General features: G+C 65.3%; 19 protein-coding genes and 1 tRNA gene. All 20 read left to right on the top strand.

All coding sequences use genetic code 11. The features are described 5' to 3' along the window. Positions 1 to 152: 152 nt before the first annotated feature. Complete coding sequence (locus PEM_RS16620) at positions 153 to 896, top strand: DUF6776 family protein (RefSeq protein WP_111129504.1); 744 nt, start codon at positions 153 to 155, stop codon at positions 894 to 896. A 4-nt stretch (positions 897 to 900) separates the two neighbouring features. Continuing rightward, the gene (locus PEM_RS16615; protein ID WP_053497672.1) at positions 901 to 1,365 is read left to right on the top strand and encodes a polymer-forming cytoskeletal protein; all 465 of its coding nucleotides are present in this window, start codon (positions 901 to 903) and stop codon (positions 1,363 to 1,365) included. Between the two features lie 31 nt (positions 1,366 to 1,396). After that, positions 1,397 to 1,789, top strand: coding sequence for an iron-sulfur cluster insertion protein ErpA (gene erpA / locus PEM_RS16610; RefSeq protein WP_005419789.1), 393 nt, complete (start codon positions 1,397 to 1,399; stop codon positions 1,787 to 1,789). Between the two features lie 119 nt (positions 1,790 to 1,908). Beyond that, positions 1,909 to 2,814 (top strand): NAD(+) diphosphatase, encoded by a 906-nt coding sequence (gene nudC / locus PEM_RS16605; RefSeq protein ID WP_111129502.1) that lies wholly within the window; start codon positions 1,909 to 1,911, stop codon positions 2,812 to 2,814. A gap of 146 nt (positions 2,815 to 2,960) precedes the next feature. After that, positions 2,961 to 3,848 (top strand): regulatory signaling modulator protein AmpE, encoded by an 888-nt coding sequence (gene ampE / locus PEM_RS16600; protein ID WP_005419787.1) that lies wholly within the window; start codon positions 2,961 to 2,963, stop codon positions 3,846 to 3,848. Between the two features lie 751 nt (positions 3,849 to 4,599). Next, positions 4,600 to 5,355 (top strand): triose-phosphate isomerase, encoded by a 756-nt coding sequence (gene tpiA / locus PEM_RS16595; protein ID WP_005417939.1) that lies wholly within the window; start codon positions 4,600 to 4,602, stop codon positions 5,353 to 5,355. A gap of 31 nt (positions 5,356 to 5,386) precedes the next feature. Then, on the top strand, positions 5,387 to 5,824 hold the full coding sequence (secG, locus tag PEM_RS16590; protein WP_005417938.1) for a preprotein translocase subunit SecG: 438 nt from the start codon (positions 5,387 to 5,389) through the stop codon (positions 5,822 to 5,824). Positions 5,825 to 5,875: 51 nt separating this feature from the next. After that, a tRNA-Leu gene (locus PEM_RS16585) sits at positions 5,876 to 5,960 on the top strand. A 111-nt stretch (positions 5,961 to 6,071) separates the two neighbouring features. Continuing rightward, positions 6,072 to 6,428: an NADH-quinone oxidoreductase subunit A gene (locus tag PEM_RS16580; RefSeq protein ID WP_005417937.1), complete on the top strand. Its 357-nt coding sequence runs from the start codon at positions 6,072 to 6,074 to the stop codon at positions 6,426 to 6,428. After that, the gene (locus PEM_RS16575) at positions 6,419 to 6,973 is read left to right on the top strand and encodes an NADH-quinone oxidoreductase subunit B (protein ID WP_005417936.1); all 555 of its coding nucleotides are present in this window, start codon (positions 6,419 to 6,421) and stop codon (positions 6,971 to 6,973) included. Before PEM_RS16580 ends, PEM_RS16575 begins: the two co-directional genes overlap by 10 nt. A gap of 33 nt (positions 6,974 to 7,006) precedes the next feature. Continuing rightward, a complete protein-coding gene (locus PEM_RS16570; protein ID WP_005410462.1) occupies positions 7,007 to 7,756 on the top strand; it encodes an NADH-quinone oxidoreductase subunit C in 750 nt (249 codons plus the stop codon). Beyond that, positions 7,753 to 9,060, top strand: coding sequence for an NADH-quinone oxidoreductase subunit D (locus PEM_RS16565; protein ID WP_005417935.1), 1,308 nt, complete (start codon positions 7,753 to 7,755; stop codon positions 9,058 to 9,060). Before PEM_RS16570 ends, PEM_RS16565 begins: the two co-directional genes overlap by 4 nt. A gap of 97 nt (positions 9,061 to 9,157) precedes the next feature. Next, positions 9,158 to 9,685 (top strand): NADH-quinone oxidoreductase subunit NuoE, encoded by a 528-nt coding sequence (nuoE, locus tag PEM_RS16560; RefSeq protein WP_005410460.1) that lies wholly within the window; start codon positions 9,158 to 9,160, stop codon positions 9,683 to 9,685. 4 nt (positions 9,686 to 9,689) lie between these two features. Further along, positions 9,690 to 11,030 (top strand): NADH-quinone oxidoreductase subunit NuoF, encoded by a 1,341-nt coding sequence (nuoF, locus tag PEM_RS16555; RefSeq protein WP_005417934.1) that lies wholly within the window; start codon positions 9,690 to 9,692, stop codon positions 11,028 to 11,030. Further along, positions 11,027 to 13,261: an NADH-quinone oxidoreductase subunit NuoG gene (gene nuoG / locus PEM_RS16550; RefSeq protein WP_111127805.1), complete on the top strand. Its 2,235-nt coding sequence runs from the start codon at positions 11,027 to 11,029 to the stop codon at positions 13,259 to 13,261. Before nuoF ends, nuoG begins: the two co-directional genes overlap by 4 nt. Beyond that, on the top strand, positions 13,258 to 14,352 hold the full coding sequence (gene nuoH, locus PEM_RS16545; protein WP_065186670.1) for an NADH-quinone oxidoreductase subunit NuoH: 1,095 nt from the start codon (positions 13,258 to 13,260) through the stop codon (positions 14,350 to 14,352). The genes nuoG and nuoH overlap by 4 nt, the downstream gene beginning before the upstream one ends. Positions 14,353 to 14,355: 3 nt before the next feature. After that, complete coding sequence (nuoI, locus tag PEM_RS16540; protein ID WP_005417924.1) at positions 14,356 to 14,844, top strand: NADH-quinone oxidoreductase subunit NuoI; 489 nt, start codon at positions 14,356 to 14,358, stop codon at positions 14,842 to 14,844. Between the two features lie 9 nt (positions 14,845 to 14,853). Further along, positions 14,854 to 15,510, top strand: a complete 657-nt coding sequence (locus PEM_RS16535) for an NADH-quinone oxidoreductase subunit J (RefSeq protein ID WP_005417923.1) — start codon at positions 14,854 to 14,856, stop codon at positions 15,508 to 15,510. Beyond that, the gene (gene nuoK / locus PEM_RS16530) at positions 15,507 to 15,812 is read left to right on the top strand and encodes an NADH-quinone oxidoreductase subunit NuoK (RefSeq protein ID WP_005417921.1); all 306 of its coding nucleotides are present in this window, start codon (positions 15,507 to 15,509) and stop codon (positions 15,810 to 15,812) included. The genes PEM_RS16535 and nuoK overlap by 4 nt, the downstream gene beginning before the upstream one ends. A 7-nt stretch (positions 15,813 to 15,819) precedes the next feature. Continuing rightward, positions 15,820 to 17,985, top strand: coding sequence for an NADH-quinone oxidoreductase subunit L (gene nuoL, locus PEM_RS16525; protein ID WP_053500855.1), 2,166 nt, complete (start codon positions 15,820 to 15,822; stop codon positions 17,983 to 17,985). Positions 17,986 to 18,002 lie beyond the last annotated feature (17 nt).

Raw genomic sequence — 18,002 nt, 5'->3', positions numbered from 1 at the left:
AGGGGGCCACACTATCGACGATGGCGTGCCTGAACGCCACCGACCGTGGCCGGCCACTGCGCAGGAAACCCACCCGTCCTGTCATACACTAGCCCGTCGTTTGCCACAGGGGCCGTACCGGTGTCGCCCTTGCGATACCCCGGAAACCACCCATGACCAACCGTCCTCCCATGCGCGTGCAGGTCCGCCTGCCCGGCGCGCCGCAACCGCCTGCCGACCGTCGCCGCCTGCTGGTGATCGGCGGCATCTGGCTGCTCAGCCTGGTGCTGGCGGTGCTTGGCGGCTGCTGGATGTCCACCCCGCGCGATGCCCAGGGCCAGCGCCTGCAGGCCGCCGAGAAGCGTGCCGAGGCGCTGCAGGCGCAGCTGACCGAGCTGCGCCAGAAGCAGGCCACGCTGGAAGCCTCCGACCGCATCAGCCGTGCCGCCAATACCGAGGTGCAGTCCTCGTTGGCCGAGCGCGATGAGGAAATCGCCGGGCTGCGCGCCGATGTTGCCTTCTATGAGCGGCTGGTCGGCTCGACCAGCCAGCGCAAGGGCCTGAACACCCATTCGATCGAGTTCAGCCCGGAAGCGGCCGGCACCTGGCAGTACACCGCCGTGCTGACCCAGAACCTCAACCGCGGGGCCATCAGCCAGGGGCAGATGCGCTTCACCGTGGAAGGCGTGAAGAACGGCAAGCTGGCCACGATCAGCTGGGATGATCTGCACCAGCGCAGCAAGGTGCCGGGACAGGACTACTCGTTCCGGTACTTCCAGCAGCTCACCGGCAGCGTGATGCTGCCGGCTGACTTCACCCCGCAACGCGTGCGGGTGACATTGGGGAGTGGTACGGGGGGTACCACCCAGGTATTCGACTGGAAACAGGCCGGTGCGCCGGCCAGCAAAGGGGAGTAGGCAGATGTTCGGAAGCAGCAAATCCAACCGTGAAGGCCAGCTGGTGGTGGATGCCCTGATCGGCAACCAGGTGGTGATCCGCGGGGATGTGGAATTCAGTGGTGGCCTGTATGTGGAAGGCCGCATCCACGGCAAGGTGATCGCCGCCGAAGGCGCCAGTGGTGCGACCCTGACGGTTGCCGAGCACGGCGTGATCGAAGGTGAGATCCGGGCCCAGGTGGTGGTCATCAGCGGCCGCCTGGACGGCGATGTACACGCCACCGAGAAGGTCGAGTTGACCCCGAGCGCACGGGTCAATGGCAACGTCCATTACCAGGTGGTGGAGATGAACGCGGGCGCGCAGCTGAACGGCCGCCTGATCCATGCCAGCGCCCCGATGGCAGCCTTGCCGGCGCCGGAAGGCGAAGACGCCCATGATGGCAAGGGCGATACCGCCGCGCGTCGCAAGCTGGCCGAGGCGATGGCTTGAAAGCCGTCGTCGGCACCCCCATGCTGGCAGCATGAGCACGCTAGTCTCCCTGCCCGGCGCCACCCCGGTTGCCGCGCCCGATTACCAATCGCTGGAGCGCCCGCTGAACTTCACTGAGTCGGCGGCCGCCAAGGTCAAATCCCTGATCCAGGAAGAGGGCAACCCCGACCTGGCCCTGCGTGTGTACATCGAGGGAGGCGGCTGTTCGGGCTTCCAGTACGGGTTCGAGTTCGACGAGAACCGTGCCGAGGATGACCTGGCGGTACAGACCAGCGGGGTGACCCTGCTGGTCGACCCGCTGAGCCTGCAGTACCTGATGGGCGCGGAGGTGGATTACACCGAGAGCCTGACGGGTGCCCAGTTCGTGATCCGCAACCCGAACGCAAAGACCACCTGCGGCTGCGGCAGCAGTTTCAGCATGTAAGCAGGGCGCGGGGCCTGTGTCCCGCGCGACAAGGTGTGTGGAGCAAGCTCCACACCCACAGGCGGTTTCCGCAAAGCCTGCGGCTTGCCACCTGCATCGATTGGCGGCACGCTTGGCGGATGCCCAATACTCCTTCGCCGCTTTCCGGTTTCGCCTTTGTTGGCGAACCGTTGGAGCGCGCCGATGCCCTGCGCGAAGATGCTGATGTACTGGCGCGCCTGTGGCCGGGCGCGCGCATCCTCGTCCTCGATCACGATGGCAGCGCCTTCACCGGCGATGACGACCAGCCGCTGGCGCTGACCGGCGCCGACGTCGGCGGTGGCCCGGGCGCCGCAGTTTTCCTGGGGCTTCGCGGTGATCAGGCATGGTTCTCGGTCGAAGCCACCCATGTCACCGTGAGCGCGCCACGCCGACTGGATCTGCGCCAGGCTGCGTTGTTGTGGCCGATGGCCGATGCCACCGCTTTCAGCTATGCCCGTGGCATGTCCTACTGGCACTCGCGCACCCGCTTCTGCGGCGTATGCGGCGGCGCGGTGGCGTTTGCCCGTGGCGGCTTCGTCGGCCGTTGCGCGCAGTGTTCCACCGAACACTATCCGCGCGTCGATCCGGCGGTGATCGTCGCCGTGGAAAACCAGGGCCGGCTGCTGCTTGGCCGGCAGTCGAACTGGGCCCCGCGCCGTTACTCGGTGCTGGCCGGCTTCGTCGAACCTGGCGAGACCTTCGAGCAGACCGTGGTGCGCGAAGTCCATGAGGAGAGCAAGGTGCGGGTGACCGCCTGCCAGTACCTCGGTTCGCAGCCGTGGCCGTTCCCCGGCGCGCTGATGGTCGGCTTCCGTGCACAGGCGCAAGACGACCTGCCGACCGTGGATGGCGAGCTGGAAGACGCGCGCTGGTTCAGTGCCGACGAGGTCGGCGCCGCGTTGGCGCGCGATGTGGAGGACGACGGCCAGGGCATCCGCCTGTCGCCACCGATCTCGATTTCGCGGAGCCTGATCGAACACTGGTACCGCCAGCAGCGAGGCTGAGCCGGCGTTTCGGCCGGGCCGATCGTGGCAGCTGTATTGCCGCCACCTGAACACGGCCCGGGTTACAGTCCGGTTCACCCGCGAGGGCACCGCTGCGACAGGTAAGGTAGCGGCGCCGAGCGTTCTGTTTCGTAGGGAGACCTGCCATGTTCACCACTCTGGCCGCCGTGCTGGTGGCGCTGGCCCTGGGCCACGTTGCCCCGGCCGCTGCCGCCTCGATGCGCCGTTTCGACGGCTTCCGGCGCTGGCTGGGCTGGCTGGATGCGCGTGGTGGCAAGGCCTGGCAGGGACCGGCTGGAGTGGCGCTGGCGCTGCTGCCGCCGCTGCTGCTGATGGGGCTGCTGGCGTGGCTGCTGCGCGGAGTGCTGTTCGGCCTGCCGTCGCTGCTGCTGGGTGTGGCCGTGCTGGCCTGGTGCTGGGGGCCGCGCGACCTGGATCGTGATATCGAAGCGATCATTGATGCGGACGACGCCGCGACGCGGCAGGCAGCCGTGCGCAACCTGCAGGCTGCCGGTGGCAGCCTGCGCGAAGACGTGCCGTCGCTGGTCGAGGCGACCGTGCTCAATGCGCTGCGTCGCTGGTTCGCGGTGCTGTTCTGGTTCCTGCTGCTGGGCCCGGCCGGTGCGCTGGGCTACCGCTTGCTGGCGTTGATGGCGGAAAGCCCGATGCGTGCACGCGTGCCGGTGGAGCCGCTGGCGCTGGCGCAGCGCCTGCTGGGCTGGATCGAGTGGCCGGTAGCGCAACTGATGGCGTTCTCGATGGCGCTGGTCGGCAACTTCGATACGGCGTGGAAGGCCTGGCGCCAGGCCCATGGCGAACGCCTGGCCGGCTCCATCGGGTTCCTGGGCGCGGTGGCGCGGGCCAGCGTCAACGCCGAGCTGCGCGAGGACGCGCACGATTACACCGAGGCGGGGCTGTTGCCGGTGTGGCAGCGGCTGCCGGACCTGCGTGATGCGATGAGCCTGGTGTGGCGGATGCTGCTGCTGTGGCTGGCGATCCTCGCGTTGCTGGTGATTGCAGGCTGGGTGACGTAGTTGTTGTGCAGGGCTTGCAGCCCTGCACCTGCAGAGGCCAACGCCAAAGCCAAAGCGGCTCTGGGTTGCTGAGGGTTGGGCGGGGCGGTGTGGGGCTGCAGGACACGCCGTAAACCCCCAGGCCGGCCCAGCCGCTGGCGGCTGGGCGTTCGGGCGCTTGCGACGCAGTGCCTCGCAAGCAAAGCGCCCTCACCCCTGGGGGCTCGATGGCGCCATCCATGGCGCCAACGGTCCTGCCAACTCACACCGCCCACCCCCGACAGCTTCCCGGTGACGGCGGGTAAATCGCGATTCCCGGTGTGTATCGACCTTGGTCGACACGGTAGATCCACGCCATGCGTGGATGAGATCTCTCGGATCGAAGTGGGGCAGGGGGTTGGTCCAGCCAGCATCAACCCGGAATGCAGCTTTTGCCTTTGCTCTTGTTCTTCTTTTTTCTTTCCGTGGCGGGCGGAACCGCCGGACTGTGTCAGAGGCCGGGCGGGTGGGGCTGCGCAGGGGCGTGAGCCGCATGGATGCGGCGACCGAGCTTACATGGACGTACTTGCAGCGCCCCCTGCGCAGTCCTACCCGCCCGGCCAAGCCCCAGATCTAGCCGGGCTCTCCGCGACCACCCAAACCCCGCCCCCCCCCCCTCCGCCACGAGGGGCTGCGCCGTTGGCTGAAAATCCATGTAACCGCTTACAAGGAAACGGATTTTTGCCGCAACGGGTATCATGACCGGCTGACTTCACACAGGAGCCACCCGCTCATGCGCCGCAAGATCGTCGCCGGAAACTGGAAGCTGCATGGCAGCCGTCAATTCGCCAATGAACTGCTGGGGCAGGTGGCCGCCGGGCTGCCGCTGGAGGGCGTGGACGTGGTGATCCTGCCCCCGCTGCCGTACCTGGGCGAGCTGGTCGAGGACTTCGGCGCGACCGGCCTGGCCTTTGGCGCACAGGACGTGAGCAGCAACGAGAAGGGCGCCTACACCGGCGAAGTCTGCGCGGCCATGCTGGTCGAGGTCGGGGCCCGCTATGGCCTGGTCGGCCATTCCGAGCGCCGCCAGTACCACCATGAAAGCAGCGAGCTGGTCGCGCGCAAGTTCGCCGCTGCCCAGCATGCCGGCCTGGTCCCGGTGCTGTGCGTGGGTGAGACCCTGGAACAGCGAGAGGCCGGGCAGACCGAAACGGTCATCGCCAGCCAGCTGGCGCCGGTACTGGAACTGGTCGGTGCGGCCGGTTTCGCCAACGCCGTGGTCGCCTACGAGCCGGTCTGGGCCATCGGCACCGGCCGTACCGCCAGCAAGGAGCAGGCGCAGCAGGTGCACGCGTTCATCCGTGGCGAAGTCGCGCGTATCGATGCTAGAATCGCCGATTCACTGCCCATTGTTTACGGCGGTAGCGTGAAGCCCGACAATGCCGGGGAACTGTTCGCGCAGCCGGATGTCGATGGTGGGCTGGTCGGCGGCGCCTCCCTGGTGGCCGCGGACTTCCTGGCCATCGCACGGGCGGCGGCCGCGAACTAATCCTAGAAGTATTGTCCGAGGGCGGTTTCCAATGCTGATGTTGATCCTCAATGTCGTCTACGTGCTGGTCGCTGTGGCCATGATCGCGCTGATCCTGATGCAGCGTGGCTCGGGTGCGGCGGCAGGTTCGGGCTTTGGTGCTGGTGCCTCGGGTACGGTGTTCGGTGCGCGTGGCGCCTCGAACTTCCTGTCCAAGTCGACCAAGTGGCTGGCTGTCGTGTTCTTTGGCATCAGCCTCTTCATGGCCTGGTATGCCGGTCACGGCACCCGTCCGGCAGCCGACCAGGATCTGGGTCTGATGTCCGCCCCGGCAGCGGCTGCTCCGGCGGCTCCGGCGGGCGAGCTGCCGGCCGTCCCGAAGGCCGATGCGGTCCCGGCAGCCCCGGTTCCGGCCGCGAATGTGCCGGCTCAGGCGGAATCTTCGGTTTCTGGTGAAGAAAAGCCTTCAGAAGGCTCCCAGAAAGACTGAAGCCGGTTACAATACGCGGCGCATCGGAAAGATAGTCTGATGTGATCGTTTGCCCAGGTGGCGGAATTGGTAGACGCACTACCTTGAGGTGGTAGCGACGCAAGTCGTAGGGGTTCGAGTCCCCTCTTGGGCACCATTTGTAAGTAAAGCGGGTTCGTCTGGCGCGCAAGGCGCCAGGCAGGTTCCCGTCCACTCCCCCATGCCAAAGCGCCTGCAGGCGCGGCGGCAGAGGCAAGAGAGAATCGCTGTGCTGGCCGAATATTTGCCGTCTCTGCTGTTTCTGATCGTTGCCACCGGTATCGGCGTTACGCTGATGCTGGTTGGTCGATTCCTCGGTCCCCGCCGCCCCGATCTGGAAAAGCTGTCGCCGTATGAGTGCGGCTTCGAAGCCTTCGAAGACGCGCGCATGAAGTTCGACGTGCGCTACTACCTGATCGCGATCCAGTTCATCGTCTTCGACCTGGAAATCATCTTCATCGTGCCGTGGACCCAGGTCTTCATGGAACTGGGCGCCCGTTCGCTGGTCACCATGGGCCTGTTCGTCGGCATGCTGTTCCTCGGTTTCATTTACGTCTGGAAGAAGGGAGCGCTGGAATGGGAGTGATTCAGACTCTCGATGGCCTCATGAACAACCCGTCGCCGGAAGGCCGGGTTGATGACATCCTGCGGCCGGAAGGCGACAACCCGCTGCTGGAAAAGGGCTTCGTCACCACCAGCGTCGACGCACTGCTGAACTGGGCGCGCACCGGCTCGATGTGGCCGATGACCTTCGGCCTGGCCTGCTGCGCGGTCGAGATGATGCATGCCGGCGCCGCGCGCCTGGACCTGGACCGCTACGGCGTGGTGTTCCGCCCGTCGCCGCGTCAGTCCGACGTGATGATCGTGGCCGGCACCCTGGTCAACAAGATGGCCCCGGCGCTGCGCAAGGTCTACGACCAGATGCCGGACCCGAAGTGGGTCATCTCGATGGGTAGCTGCGCCAACGGTGGCGGCTACTACCACTACTCCTATTCTGTGGTGCGCGGCTGTGATCGCGTGGTGCCGGTGGACGTCTACGTCCCGGGCTGCCCGCCGACCGCCGAGGCGCTGGTGTACGGGATCCTGCAGCTGCAGAAGAAGATCTGGCGTACACAGACCATCGCCCGCTGACCCCTTCACCTGACTAGAGCGCGCCAAGCCCCCATGGCAGAGCAAGCATCCTTCATCGACCGACTCTCCGCACGTTTCGCTGGTGCGAAGGTCATCGTGGTCGAACCCCGCGGCGAAGTGACGCTGGAAGTGCCTGCCGCCGAGTGGCACGCCACCGCCCTGGCGCTGCGTGACGAGTTTGGTTTCGAGCAGGCCGTGGATCTGTGCGGCGTCGACTACCTCGGTTATGGCTCCGACGAATGGGACACCGCTGACGTGTCCTCGCAGGGTTTCAGCCGAGGCGTCGAAGGCAAGGCCCAGGGCCGCTTCGCGTGGGGCGAGTTCCCCACCGAGGAAAACGGTGCCGACGGTGCCCGCCCGCAGCACATGCCGACCCAGCGCTTTGCGGTGGTCGCGCAGCTGCGTTCCTACCAGCACAACCTGATGATGCACCTGCGCTGCTTCGCCCCTGACGAAGCACTGCCGGTGGTGTCCTCGCTGACCGGCATCTGGCCGGGCCTGAACTGGTTCGAGCGCGAGGCGTTCGACCTGTACGGCGTGATCTTCGAAGGCCACCCGGACCTGCGCCGGATCCTGACCGACTACGGTTTCGTCGGCCATCCGTTCCGCAAGGACTTCCCGCTGATCGGCAATGTCGAAGTCCGCTACGACGAAGAAAAGAAGCGCGTGATCTACGAACCGGTCACCTCGGTGGAGCCGCGCGTCGGCGTGCCGCGCGTGATCCGCGACGACGCCCGTCTGCAGACCGCAGAAGGTGAGCGCGCGCAGGAGGCAGTGAAGTGAGCCACGTACACCAGGCCGGCGAAGCATTCGCCAGCAACGCCGCCGAGAGCCGGCAGGAAATCCGCAACTACACCATGAACTTCGGCCCGCAGCATCCGGCCGCTCACGGTGTGCTGCGCCTGATCCTGGAAATGGACGGTGAAACCATCATGCGCGCCGATCCGCACGTGGGTCTGCTGCACCGTGGTACCGAGAAGCTGGCCGAGTCCAAGCCGTTCAACCAGTCGATCGGCTACATGGATCGCCTGGATTACGTGTCGATGATGTGCAACGAGCACGCGTACGTGCGCGCGATCGAGACCCTGATGGGTATCGAGGCGCCGGAGCGTGCCCAGTACATCCGCACCATGTACGATGAAATCACCCGCATCCTCAACCATCTGATGTGGCTGGGCTCCAACGCGCTCGACCTGGGCGCGATGGCGGTGATGCTGTACGCCTTCCGCGAACGCGAAGAGCTGATGGACTGCTACGAAGCGGTTTCCGGCGCGCGCATGCACGCGGCGTACTACCGTCCGGGCGGTGTCTACCGCGACCTGCCGGACCACATGCCGAAGTACAAGGAATCGCGCTGGCACAAGGGCAAGGCGCTGAAGCAGCTCAATGCTTCGCGCGAAGGCTCGCTGCTGGACTTCCTGGAGAACTTCACCGTCGAGTTCCCCAAGCGCATCGACGAATACGAAACCCTGCTGACCGACAACCGTATCTGGAAGCAGCGTACCGTCGGCATTGGCGTGGTCACTCCCGAACTGGCCCACCAGTGGGGCATGACCGGCGTGATGCTGCGCGGTTCGGGCATTGCCTGGGACCTGCGCAAGAAGCGTCCGTACGCCAAGTACGATGCCGTCGATTTCGACATCCCGCTGGGCAAGGAAGGCGACTGCTACGACCGCTATCTGGTCCGCGTTGCCGAAATGCGCGAATCCAACCGCATCATCAAGCAGTGCGTGGCGTGGCTGAAGGCCAACCCGGGCCCGGTGATGGTGAAGAACTTCAAGGTCGCTCCGCCCAGGCGCGAGGACATGAAGGACGACATGGAAGCGTTGATCCACCACTTCAAGCTGTTCAGCGAAGGCTACTGCGTGCCGGCCGGCGAGACCTACTCGGCGGTGGAAGCCCCGAAGGGTGAATTCGGCTGCTACCTGGTCTCCGATGGCGCCAACAAGCCGTTCCGCGTGCACCTGCGTGCGCCGGGCTTCGCCCACCTGTCCTCGATCGATTCGGTCGTGCGCGGCCACATGCTGGCTGACGTGGTGGCGATGATCGGCACCTACGACCTGGTGTTCGGCGAGGTTGACCGGTAATGCCGTCCGCCACGCCAACGCCCGCTGCAGGCAGCCGGCGCAAGCCGGCGCCGCAGTTTCTGGAATTTCACGTTATGCATTTCGCTGAGGTCGGCCGATGAAGGCGACAGGTAATTTCGAGGCGGCGCGCGACGTCGACCCGATGGTGGTGCTGAGCGACAAGACCCGCGCTCACATCGATCACTGGCTGTCCAAGTTCCCGCCGGACCGCAAGCGCTCTGCCGTGCTGCAGGGCCTGCATGCGGCCCAGGAGCAGAACCAGGGCTGGCTGACCGACGAACTGATCGCCGGCGTGGCCAAGTACCTGGACCTGCCGCCGGTGTGGGCCTACGAGGTCGCCAGCTTCTACTCGATGTTCGAGACCGAGAAGGTGGGCCGCAACAACGTGGCCATCTGCACCAACATCAGCTGCTGGCTCAATGGCGCCGAGGACATCGTGCGCCATTGCGAGAAGAAGCTGGGCATCAAGCACGGTGAATCGACCCCTGACGGCCGCGTCTACCTCAAGCGCGAGGAAGAGTGCCTGGCCGGCTGCGGTGGCGCGCCGATGATGGTCATCAACGGTCACTACCATGAGCGTCTGACCCTGGAAAAGGTCGACGAGCTGCTGGACGGGCTGGAGTAAGGGCATGGCACATCACCACGAATCCAAGGGTCCGGTCGGCCCCGCGCCGCTGCCGCACCAGGTGGTCTATACCACCCTGCATTACGACACCCCGTGGTCGTACGAAAGCTACCTGAAGACCGGTGGCTACGCTGCCCTGCGCAAGATCCTCGAAGAGAAGATCCCGCCGGAGCAGGTCATCGAGATGGTCAAGGCCTCGGGCCTGCGCGGCCGCGGTGGCGCAGGCTTCCCGACCGGCCTGAAGTGGTCGTTCATGCCCAAGGGCAACATGCAGAAGTACATCCTCTGCAACTCGGACGAATCCGAGCCGGGCACCTGCAAGGATCGCGACATCCTGCGCTACAACCCGCATTCGGTCGTGGAAGGCATGGCGATCGCCTGCTACGCCACCGGTTCGACCGTGGGCTACAACTACCTGCGCGGTGAATTCCACCACGAGCCGTTCGAGCACTTCGAGCAGGCCCTGGCCGACGCCTATGCGAACGGCTGGCTGGGCAAGAACATCCTCGGCAGCGGCGTGGACATCGACATCTACGGCGCGCTGGGCGCCGGCGCGTACATCTGCGGCGAAGAAACCGCGCTGATGGAATCGCTGGAAGGCAAGAAGGGCCAGCCGCGCTACAAGCCGCCGTTCCCGGCCAACTTCGGCCTGTACGGCAAGCCGTCGACGATCAACAACACCGAAACCTATGGTTCGGTACCGGCGATCATCCGCAACGGCCCGGAGTGGTTCAAGGGCCTGAGCCTGACCGCCAACGGCGGCCCGAAGTGCTTCTCGGTGTCCGGCTGCGTGCAGAACGGCGGCAACTTCGAAGTACCGCTGGGCACCACCTTCGACGACCTGCTGGAAATGGCCGGTGGCCTGCGTCCGGGCCGCAAGCTCAAGGGCGCGATCCCGGGCGGCGTGTCGATGCCGGTGCTGACCGCGGCCGAGCTGAAGGGCCTGCCGATGGACTACGACACCATCCGTGCGCTGGGCTCCGGCCTGGGCTCGGGTGCGATCGTCGTGCTCGACGACAGCGTCTGCTGCGTCAAGTTCGCCTGCCGCATCAGCCAGTTCTTCCACAAGGAATCCTGCGGCCAGTGCACCCCGTGCCGTGAAGGCACCGGCTGGATGCACCGCGTGCTGGAGCGCATCGTCGCCGGCAAGGCCACGATGGAAGACCTGCACCAGCTGAAGGCAGTGGCCGGGCAGATCGAAGGCCACACCATCTGTGCGTTCGGCGAAGCGGCTGCATGGCCCATCCAGGGCTTCCTGCGCCAGTTCTGGGACGAGTTCGAGTACTACATCGTCAACGGTCATTCGATGGTTGACGGCAAGAAGGTGGAGGCAGCCGCTGCATGAGCGCGCAACCCGTAAATCCGAGCGTCCCACCCGATCACGTCACCATCGAGATCGATGGCAAGTCGCTGGTCGTGCCCAAGGGCTCGATGATCATCCAGGCGGCCGACAAGGCCGGCATTCCGATTCCGCGCTTCTGCTATCACGAGAAGCTGCCGATCGCCGCCAACTGCCGCATGTGCCTGGTGGACGTGGAGAAGTCGCCGAAGCCGGCGCCGGCCTGTGCCACCCCGGTGATGGACGGCATGAAGGTCGCCACCCGCAGCGAGAAGGCGCTGAAGTTCCAGCGCTCGGTGATGGAGTTCCTGCTCATCAACCACCCGCTGGACTGCCCGATCTGTGATCAGGGCGGCGAGTGCGAGCTGCAGGACGTGTCGCTGGGCTATGGCCGTTCGGTCAGCCGCTTCAACGAGCGCAAGCGCGTGGTGCCTGACGAGGACATGGGTCCGCTGGTTGCCACCGAGATGACCCGCTGCATCCAGTGCACCCGCTGCGTCCGCTTCACCGCCGACGTTGCCGGTACCTACGAACTGGGTGGCATGTACCGCGGTGAGAACCTGCAGATCGGTACCTTCGACGGCAAGCCGCTGACCACCGAGCTGTCCGGCAACGTCGTCGACGTCTGCCCGGTCGGCGCGCTGACCAACAAGGTGTTCCAGTTCCGCGCCCGCCCGTGGGAACTGACCGCGCGCGAGTCGCTGGGCTATCACGATGCGATGGGTTCGAACCTGTTCCTGCACGTGCGTCGCGGCGAAGTGCTGCGCACCGTGCCGCGCGACAACGAAGCCGTGAACGAGTGCTGGCTGTCCGACCGTGACCGCTACTCGCACCAGGGCCTGTACAGCGAAGACCGTGCGGTCAAGCCGCTGCGCAAGGTCAACGGCGAGTGGAAGGAAGTGAGCTGGGCCGAAGGCCTGGCCGCGGCCGCCGAAATCCTCAAGGCCAACCAGGGCGACAACCTGGGCGTGCTGGTGCACCCGTCGACCTCGAACGAGGAAGGCGCACTGCTGGCCCGCCTGGCCAAGGGCCTGGGCTCGGGCAACATCGACCACCGCATCAACAACCGCGATTTCTCCGACGCCGCAACCGCCGAAGTGTTCGGTCTGCCGCTAGCCGAGATCGAGGGCGCCGACCGCATCGTGGTCCTGGGCAGCAACATCCGCCACGAACTGCCGCTGCTGCACGCTCGCCTGCGCAAGGCGCAGACCACCAAGGGCGCGAAGATCCACGTCGTCAATCCGGTGGACTTCGACTTCGCCTTCAGTGTCGCCGGCAAGCAGATCGTTGCCCCGTCGAAGTTCGTCGACGCGCTGGCCAACGCCGAGCTGCGTTCGGCAGTGCAGGGCGGCAACAACACCGTGCTGATCGTTGGTGGCATCGCCGAGAACCACCCGCAGGCTGCCGCGATCCGCGCTGCCGCGCGTGACTTCGCTGCCGCTACCGGTGCCAAGCTGTGCCGCATCCCGCAGGGCGCCAACGCCGTTGGCCTGACCCGCGCCGGCGTGCTGCCGGCTGGCAAGGACGTCGCCGCGATGCTGGCGCAGCCGCGCCAGGCCTACGTGGTGTACGGCCTTGAGCCGGGCCTGGACTTCGCCGACGCCCCGGCCGCCCGCAAGGCGCTGGACGGTGCGCAGGTGGTGGCCTTCAGCCAGTTCGCCTGCGCCTCGACCCGCGACGTTGCCGACGTGATCCTGCCGATCGGTGCGCTGCCGGAAATCGATGCCACCCTGACCAACCTCGATGGTCGCGAGCAGTCGGCCCGTGCCGGCGGCAAGCTGCCGGGCGAGGCCCGCGAAGGCTGGCGCGTGCTGCGCGCACTGGGCGGCGACATGGCCCTGGCCGGTTTCGACTTCACCGACCTGGCCGGCCTGCGTGCCAGCCTGGCCCCGGTGTCGGTCACCGTCGCTGCTTCGGCGCAGCCGGCAGTTGCCGGTGAAGGCCTGGAAGTGGCTTCGACCGCCGCGATCTACCGCACCGATGCGGTGGTCCGTCGCGCGCCGGCACTGCAGTCGCATCCGCTCAACAACGCCCCGCGCATCGTGCTGAACGCAGAAGATGCCGCTCGCCTGCAGCTGCAGGAAGGGCAGATGGCCAAGGTCGGCACCGACGCCGGCAAGGCCACCCTGCCGGTGGTGGTCGACGCCCGCGTCGCTGCGGGTTCGGTCTGGATTGAATCGGGCCACGGCGCGACCGCGCCGCTGGGTGCCGCTCGCGTATCGGTGGTGGCTGCATGAACGAATTGCTGTTGAACGCGGTCGACCCGCTGCACCAGTGGCTGCTGGGCCTCGGTGACATCGGCGCGCTGATCTGGATCATCCTGAAGATCCTGGTGATCGCCGTGCCGGTGATCATCTCGGTGGCCTTCTACGTGGTCTGGGAACGCAAGCTGATCGGCTGGATGCACGTCCGCCACGGCCCGATGTACGTGGGCATGGGCATCTTCCAGGCCTTCGCCGACGTCTTCAAGCTGCTGTTCAAGGAAGTGGTCCAGCCGAGCAGCGCCAACAAGGCGATCTATCTGCTGGCCCCGCTGATCACCCTGGCCCCGGCCTTCGCGGCCTGGTCGGTGGTGCCCTTCGATTCGCAGATCGTGCTGTCCAATGCCAACGCCGGCCTGCTGTACCTGCTGGCGATGACCTCGCTGGGCATCTACGGCATCATCCTGGCCGGTTGGGCGTCCAACTCGAAGTACGCGTTCCTGGGCGCCATGCGCGCCTCGGCGCAGATGATCAGCTACGAAATCGCCATGGGCTTCGCCCTGGTCGGCGTGATGATCGCCTCGGGCAGCCTGAACCTGAGCAACATCGTCGCTGCGCAGGCCGGCAGTTCCGGCTTCTTCGACTGGTTCCTGCTGCCGCTGTTCCCGCTGTTCGTCATCTACTGGGTGTCGGGCGTGGCTGAAACCAACCGCGCGCCGTTCGACGTGGTGGAAGGCGAGTCGGAAATCGTTGCCGGCCACATGGTCGAGTACTCCGGCGGTGCGTTCGCCCTGTTCTTCCTGGCCGAATACGCGAACATGATCCTGATCAGCTTCCTGATCTCGATCTTCTTCCTGGGCGGCTGGCTGAGCCCGGTCCAGGGCTGGGTCGATTTCGGCAATGTTTCGCCGCTGGTCGACTGGATCTGGAAGGGCGGTGCACCGTGGTTGTTCGTCAAGGTGTTCTTCTTCGCCAGTGCCTACATCTGGTTCCGTGCCAGCTTCCCGCGCTTCCGCTATGACCAGATCATGCGCCTGGGCTGGAAGGTCTTCATCCCGCTGGCCATTCTGTGGATCGCGGTTACCGCCGTCATGGTGTTCTTCGGCGTGATTCAAAAGGGCGTCTAAGTGATGAACAGGATTACCCATTACTTCAAGAGCCTGCTGCTGCTCGAACTGCTGGCCGGCCTCTGGCTGACGCTGAAGTACAGCTTCAAGCCGAAGTACACGATGATGTACCCGATGGAGAAGTTCCCGCAGTCGCCGCGCTTCCGTGGCCTGCACGCCCTGCGCCGTTATCCCAACGGCGAAGAGCGCTGCATTGCCTGCAAGCTGTGTGAAGCGGTGTGCCCGGCGCTGGCCATCACCATCGACTCGGCCAAGCGCGAGGACGGCACCCGCCGCACCACCCGCTACGACATCGACCTGTTCAAGTGCATCTTCTGCGGCTTCTGCGAAGAAAGCTGCCCGGTGGACTCGATCGTCGAAACCCACATCCTCGAGTACCACTTCGAGAACCGTGGCGAAAACATCGTTACCAAGCCGCAGCTGCTGGCCCTTGGCGACCGTCTCGAGTCCGAGATCGCCGAGCGTCGTGCCGCCGATGCCGCTTACCGCTGAGGTCGAGAGATGGATTGGGTAAATATCGCTTTCTGGGTGTTCGCCATCGCGGCAACGGTTTCGGCCGGTGCGGTGATCAGCGTGCGCAACCCGGTTCACGCCGTGCTCTGTCTGGTGCTGACCTTCTTCTCCATTGCCTGCGTGTGGCTGCTGGTGGGCGCCGAGTTCCTCGGCGTGGCGCTGGTGCTGGTCTACGTTGGCGCGGTGATGGTGCTGTTCCTGTTCGTGGTGATGATGCTGGACATCGACCCCACCAAGCTGCGTGAGGGCTGGGTGCGCTACCTGCCGGTCGGCCTCATCGTCGCGGTGGCGATGCTGGCGCAGATGCTGATCCTGATCGGCGTCAAGGCACGCTCGGTCACGCCGTTCCCGGCCGACAACGCCGCTGCGGTCGCCGCCGACAGTTCCAACATCACCTGGCTGGCACGCACGCTGTTCACCGAGTACCTGCTGCCGTTCGAGTTCGCCGCCGTCATCCTGACCGTGGCCGTGGTTGCCGCCGTGATGTTGACCCTGCGCCGCCGTACCGGCGTCAAGAGCCAGAACCCGGGCGAGCAGACCATGGTCAAGGCCGGCCAGCGCCTGCGCATGGTCAAGATGGGTGCCGAAGCACCGGTCGTGCACAGCAACAGCAAGCCGGCCACCGGCGAGGAGACCCAGCCGTGATTACCCTTGGCCACATCCTTGCGCTTGGCGCGGTGCTGTTCGCCATCAGCCTGGCCGGCATCTTCCTCAACCGGAAGAACGTCATCGTCCTGCTGATGTCGATCGAACTGATGCTGCTGTCGGTGAACATCAACTTCGTCGGCTTCTCGCGCCAGCTGGGCGATCCGTCCGGCCAGCTGTTCGTGTTCTTCATCCTGACCGTCGCCGCCGCGGAAGCCGCCATCGGCCTGGCGATCCTGGTGACCCTGTTCCGTACCCGCCGCACGATCAATGTCGGCGAAGTCGATTCGTTGAAGGGCTGATCCACAGATGGAAATCACTCTCTCCAAGAGTCTGTTGATCGCAGTGGTGCTTGCGCCGCTGTTCGGCAGCATCATCGCCGGCCTGTTCGGTCGCCAGGTCAAGCGCTTCGGCGCGCAGACCATCACCATCCTCGGCGTCGCGGTGGCCTGCGGCCTGTCGATGTACACGCTCTACCAGCTGCTGTGGGGCGGCGCACAGCCGTTCAACCAGAACATCTACACGTTCTTCGAAGTCGGCCAGTACTCGGCCCACGTCGGCTTCATGGTCGACAAGCTGACCGCGATGATGATGGTGGTGGTGACCTTCGTGTCGCTGCTGGTCCACATCTACACGATCGGCTACATGCAGGACGATCCGGGCTACCAGCGGTTCTTCAGCTACATCTCGCTGTTCACCTTCTCGATGCTCACCCTGGTGATGAGCAACAACTTCCTGCAGCTGTTCTTCGGCTGGGAAGCGGTGGGCCTGGTGTCGTACCTGCTGATCGGCTTCTGGTTCAAGCGCCCGACCGCGATCTTCGCCAACATGAAGGCGTTCCTGGTCAACCGCGTCGGCGACTTCGGCTTCCTGCTCGGCATCGCCGGCGTGCTGTGGGTGTTCGGCACCCTGGACTACTCGCAGGTGTTCTCGCAGGCCGGCATGCTGGCTGATCCGCGCGCCCAGCTGCAGATCTGGGACGGCACGATCCTGGGCATGCAGCTGCTCAACGAGCCGGTGATCTGGTCGATCGCTACCGTCATCTGCATCTGTCTGTTCATTGGTGCCATGGGCAAGTCGGCCCAGGTCCCGCTGCACGTGTGGCTGCCCGACTCGATGGAAGGCCCGACCCCGATCTCGGCACTGATCCACGCCGCGACGATGGTGACCGCCGGTATCTTCATGGTCACCCGCATGTCGCCGCTGTTCGAGCTGTCGCAGACCGCGCTGAACTTCGTGCTGTTCATCGGTGCCACCACCGCGTTCTTCACCGGCCTGATCGGTATCGTGCAGAACGACATCAAGCGCGTCGTCGCGTACTCCACGCTGTCGCAGCTGGGCTACATGACGGTTGCACTGGGCGTGTCGGCCTACTCGGCAGCCGTGTTCCACCTGATGACCCACGCCTTCTTCAAGGCGCTGCTGTTCCTGGGTGCCGGCTCGGTCATCATTGCCATGCACCACGAGCAGGACATGCGCAAGATGGGTGGCCTGCGCAAGTACATGCCGATCACCTTCATCACCATGTGGATCGGTACGCTGGCACTGGTGGGTACGCCGTTCTTCTCCGGCTTCTACTCGAAGGACACCATCATCGAGGCCGCCGAGCTGCACGCGCACCTGTCCGACAACTGGGTGGCCACCTACGGCTACTGGGCAGTGCTGGGTGGCGTGATCGTCACCAGCTTCTACAGCTTCCGCCTGCTGTTCCTGACCTTCCACGGCAAGGAGCGTTTCCGCGACGTGCATCATGACGATCATGGTCACGGCCATGACGCTCACCACGCCGCCGACGCCCACCACGGCGATGCGCATCACGATGACCACGGCCATGGCCACGGTCCGCATGAGCCGCACGAAACCCCGTGGGTGGTGACCTTGCCGCTGATCCTGCTGGCCATCCCGTCGATCGCCATCGGTTTCTTCAGCATCGGTCCGATGCTGTACGGCACCGACTGGGCCGGCCATCATGCCCACGATGCCATCAAGGGCCAGGCGCATACGTTCTTCACCGGAATCGTCGACTTCTACGATCCGGCCAAGAACACCATCGGCTTCCTGGGTGAGGAGTTCCACGGCCCGGTCGCCTTCGCGCTGCACGGCATGATGGCTCCGGCGTTCATGCTGACCGTTGCGGGCTTCCTGCTGGCCGCACTGTTCTACCTGTGGAAGCCGGACCTGTCGGGCAAGGCGCGCAAGACCTTCGCTCCGCTGGTGTCGGTGCTGGAAAACAAGTACGGCTTCGACAAGCTGTGGATCGATGGCTTTGCCGGTGGCAGCGTCAAGCTGGGCAAGGTCTCGCGCTGGATCGACAGCAACATCGTCGACGGCGTGGTCAATCTCTCGGCACGTGTTGTGGACGTTGCAGCCGGCGTGCTGCGTCGTACCCAATCCGGTTTCCTCTATCACTACGCCTTCGCGATGATCATCGGCCTGATTGCCCTGCTGGGCGTGCTGATGCATTACCTGCGTTGATGACCTGTACGGAATAA

Origin of the sequence: Stenotrophomonas sp. Pemsol (assembly GCF_003586545.1) — a bacterium.
Classification (GTDB): domain Bacteria; phylum Pseudomonadota; class Gammaproteobacteria; order Xanthomonadales; family Xanthomonadaceae; genus Stenotrophomonas; species Stenotrophomonas sepilia.
The sequence above is the reverse complement of the archived record's forward strand: the minus strand, read 5'-3'. Positions and strand labels throughout refer to the sequence as shown.

Bases quoted from the DNA above. Each gene is read 5' to 3' on its own strand.
- PEM_RS16570 (WP_005410462.1), top strand. From the start codon at position 7,007: ATGGCAGAGCAAGCATCCTTCATCGACCGACTCTCCGCACGTTTCGCT.
- nudC (WP_111129502.1), top strand. From the start codon at position 1,909: ATGCCCAATACTCCTTCGCCGCTTTCCGGTTTCGCCTTTGTTGGCGAA.
- secG (WP_005417938.1), top strand. From the start codon at position 5,387: ATGCTGATGTTGATCCTCAATGTCGTCTACGTGCTGGTCGCTGTGGCC.
- PEM_RS16575 (WP_005417936.1), top strand. From the start codon at position 6,419: ATGGGAGTGATTCAGACTCTCGATGGCCTCATGAACAACCCGTCGCCG.
- nuoH (WP_065186670.1), top strand. From the start codon at position 13,258: ATGAACGAATTGCTGTTGAACGCGGTCGACCCGCTGCACCAGTGGCTG.
- PEM_RS16535 (WP_005417923.1), top strand. From the start codon at position 14,854: ATGGATTGGGTAAATATCGCTTTCTGGGTGTTCGCCATCGCGGCAACG.
- nuoL (WP_053500855.1), top strand. From the start codon at position 15,820: ATGGAAATCACTCTCTCCAAGAGTCTGTTGATCGCAGTGGTGCTTGCG.
- ampE (WP_005419787.1), top strand. From the start codon at position 2,961: ATGTTCACCACTCTGGCCGCCGTGCTGGTGGCGCTGGCCCTGGGCCAC.
- tpiA (WP_005417939.1), top strand. From the start codon at position 4,600: ATGCGCCGCAAGATCGTCGCCGGAAACTGGAAGCTGCATGGCAGCCGT.
- PEM_RS16615 (WP_053497672.1), top strand. From the start codon at position 901: ATGTTCGGAAGCAGCAAATCCAACCGTGAAGGCCAGCTGGTGGTGGAT.
- nuoI (WP_005417924.1), top strand. From the start codon at position 14,356: ATGAACAGGATTACCCATTACTTCAAGAGCCTGCTGCTGCTCGAACTG.
- nuoE (WP_005410460.1), top strand. From the start codon at position 9,158: ATGAAGGCGACAGGTAATTTCGAGGCGGCGCGCGACGTCGACCCGATG.
- PEM_RS16620 (WP_111129504.1), top strand. From the start codon at position 153: ATGACCAACCGTCCTCCCATGCGCGTGCAGGTCCGCCTGCCCGGCGCG.
- erpA (WP_005419789.1), top strand. From the start codon at position 1,397: ATGAGCACGCTAGTCTCCCTGCCCGGCGCCACCCCGGTTGCCGCGCCC.
- nuoG (WP_111127805.1), top strand. From the start codon at position 11,027: ATGAGCGCGCAACCCGTAAATCCGAGCGTCCCACCCGATCACGTCACC.
- nuoF (WP_005417934.1), top strand. From the start codon at position 9,690: ATGGCACATCACCACGAATCCAAGGGTCCGGTCGGCCCCGCGCCGCTG.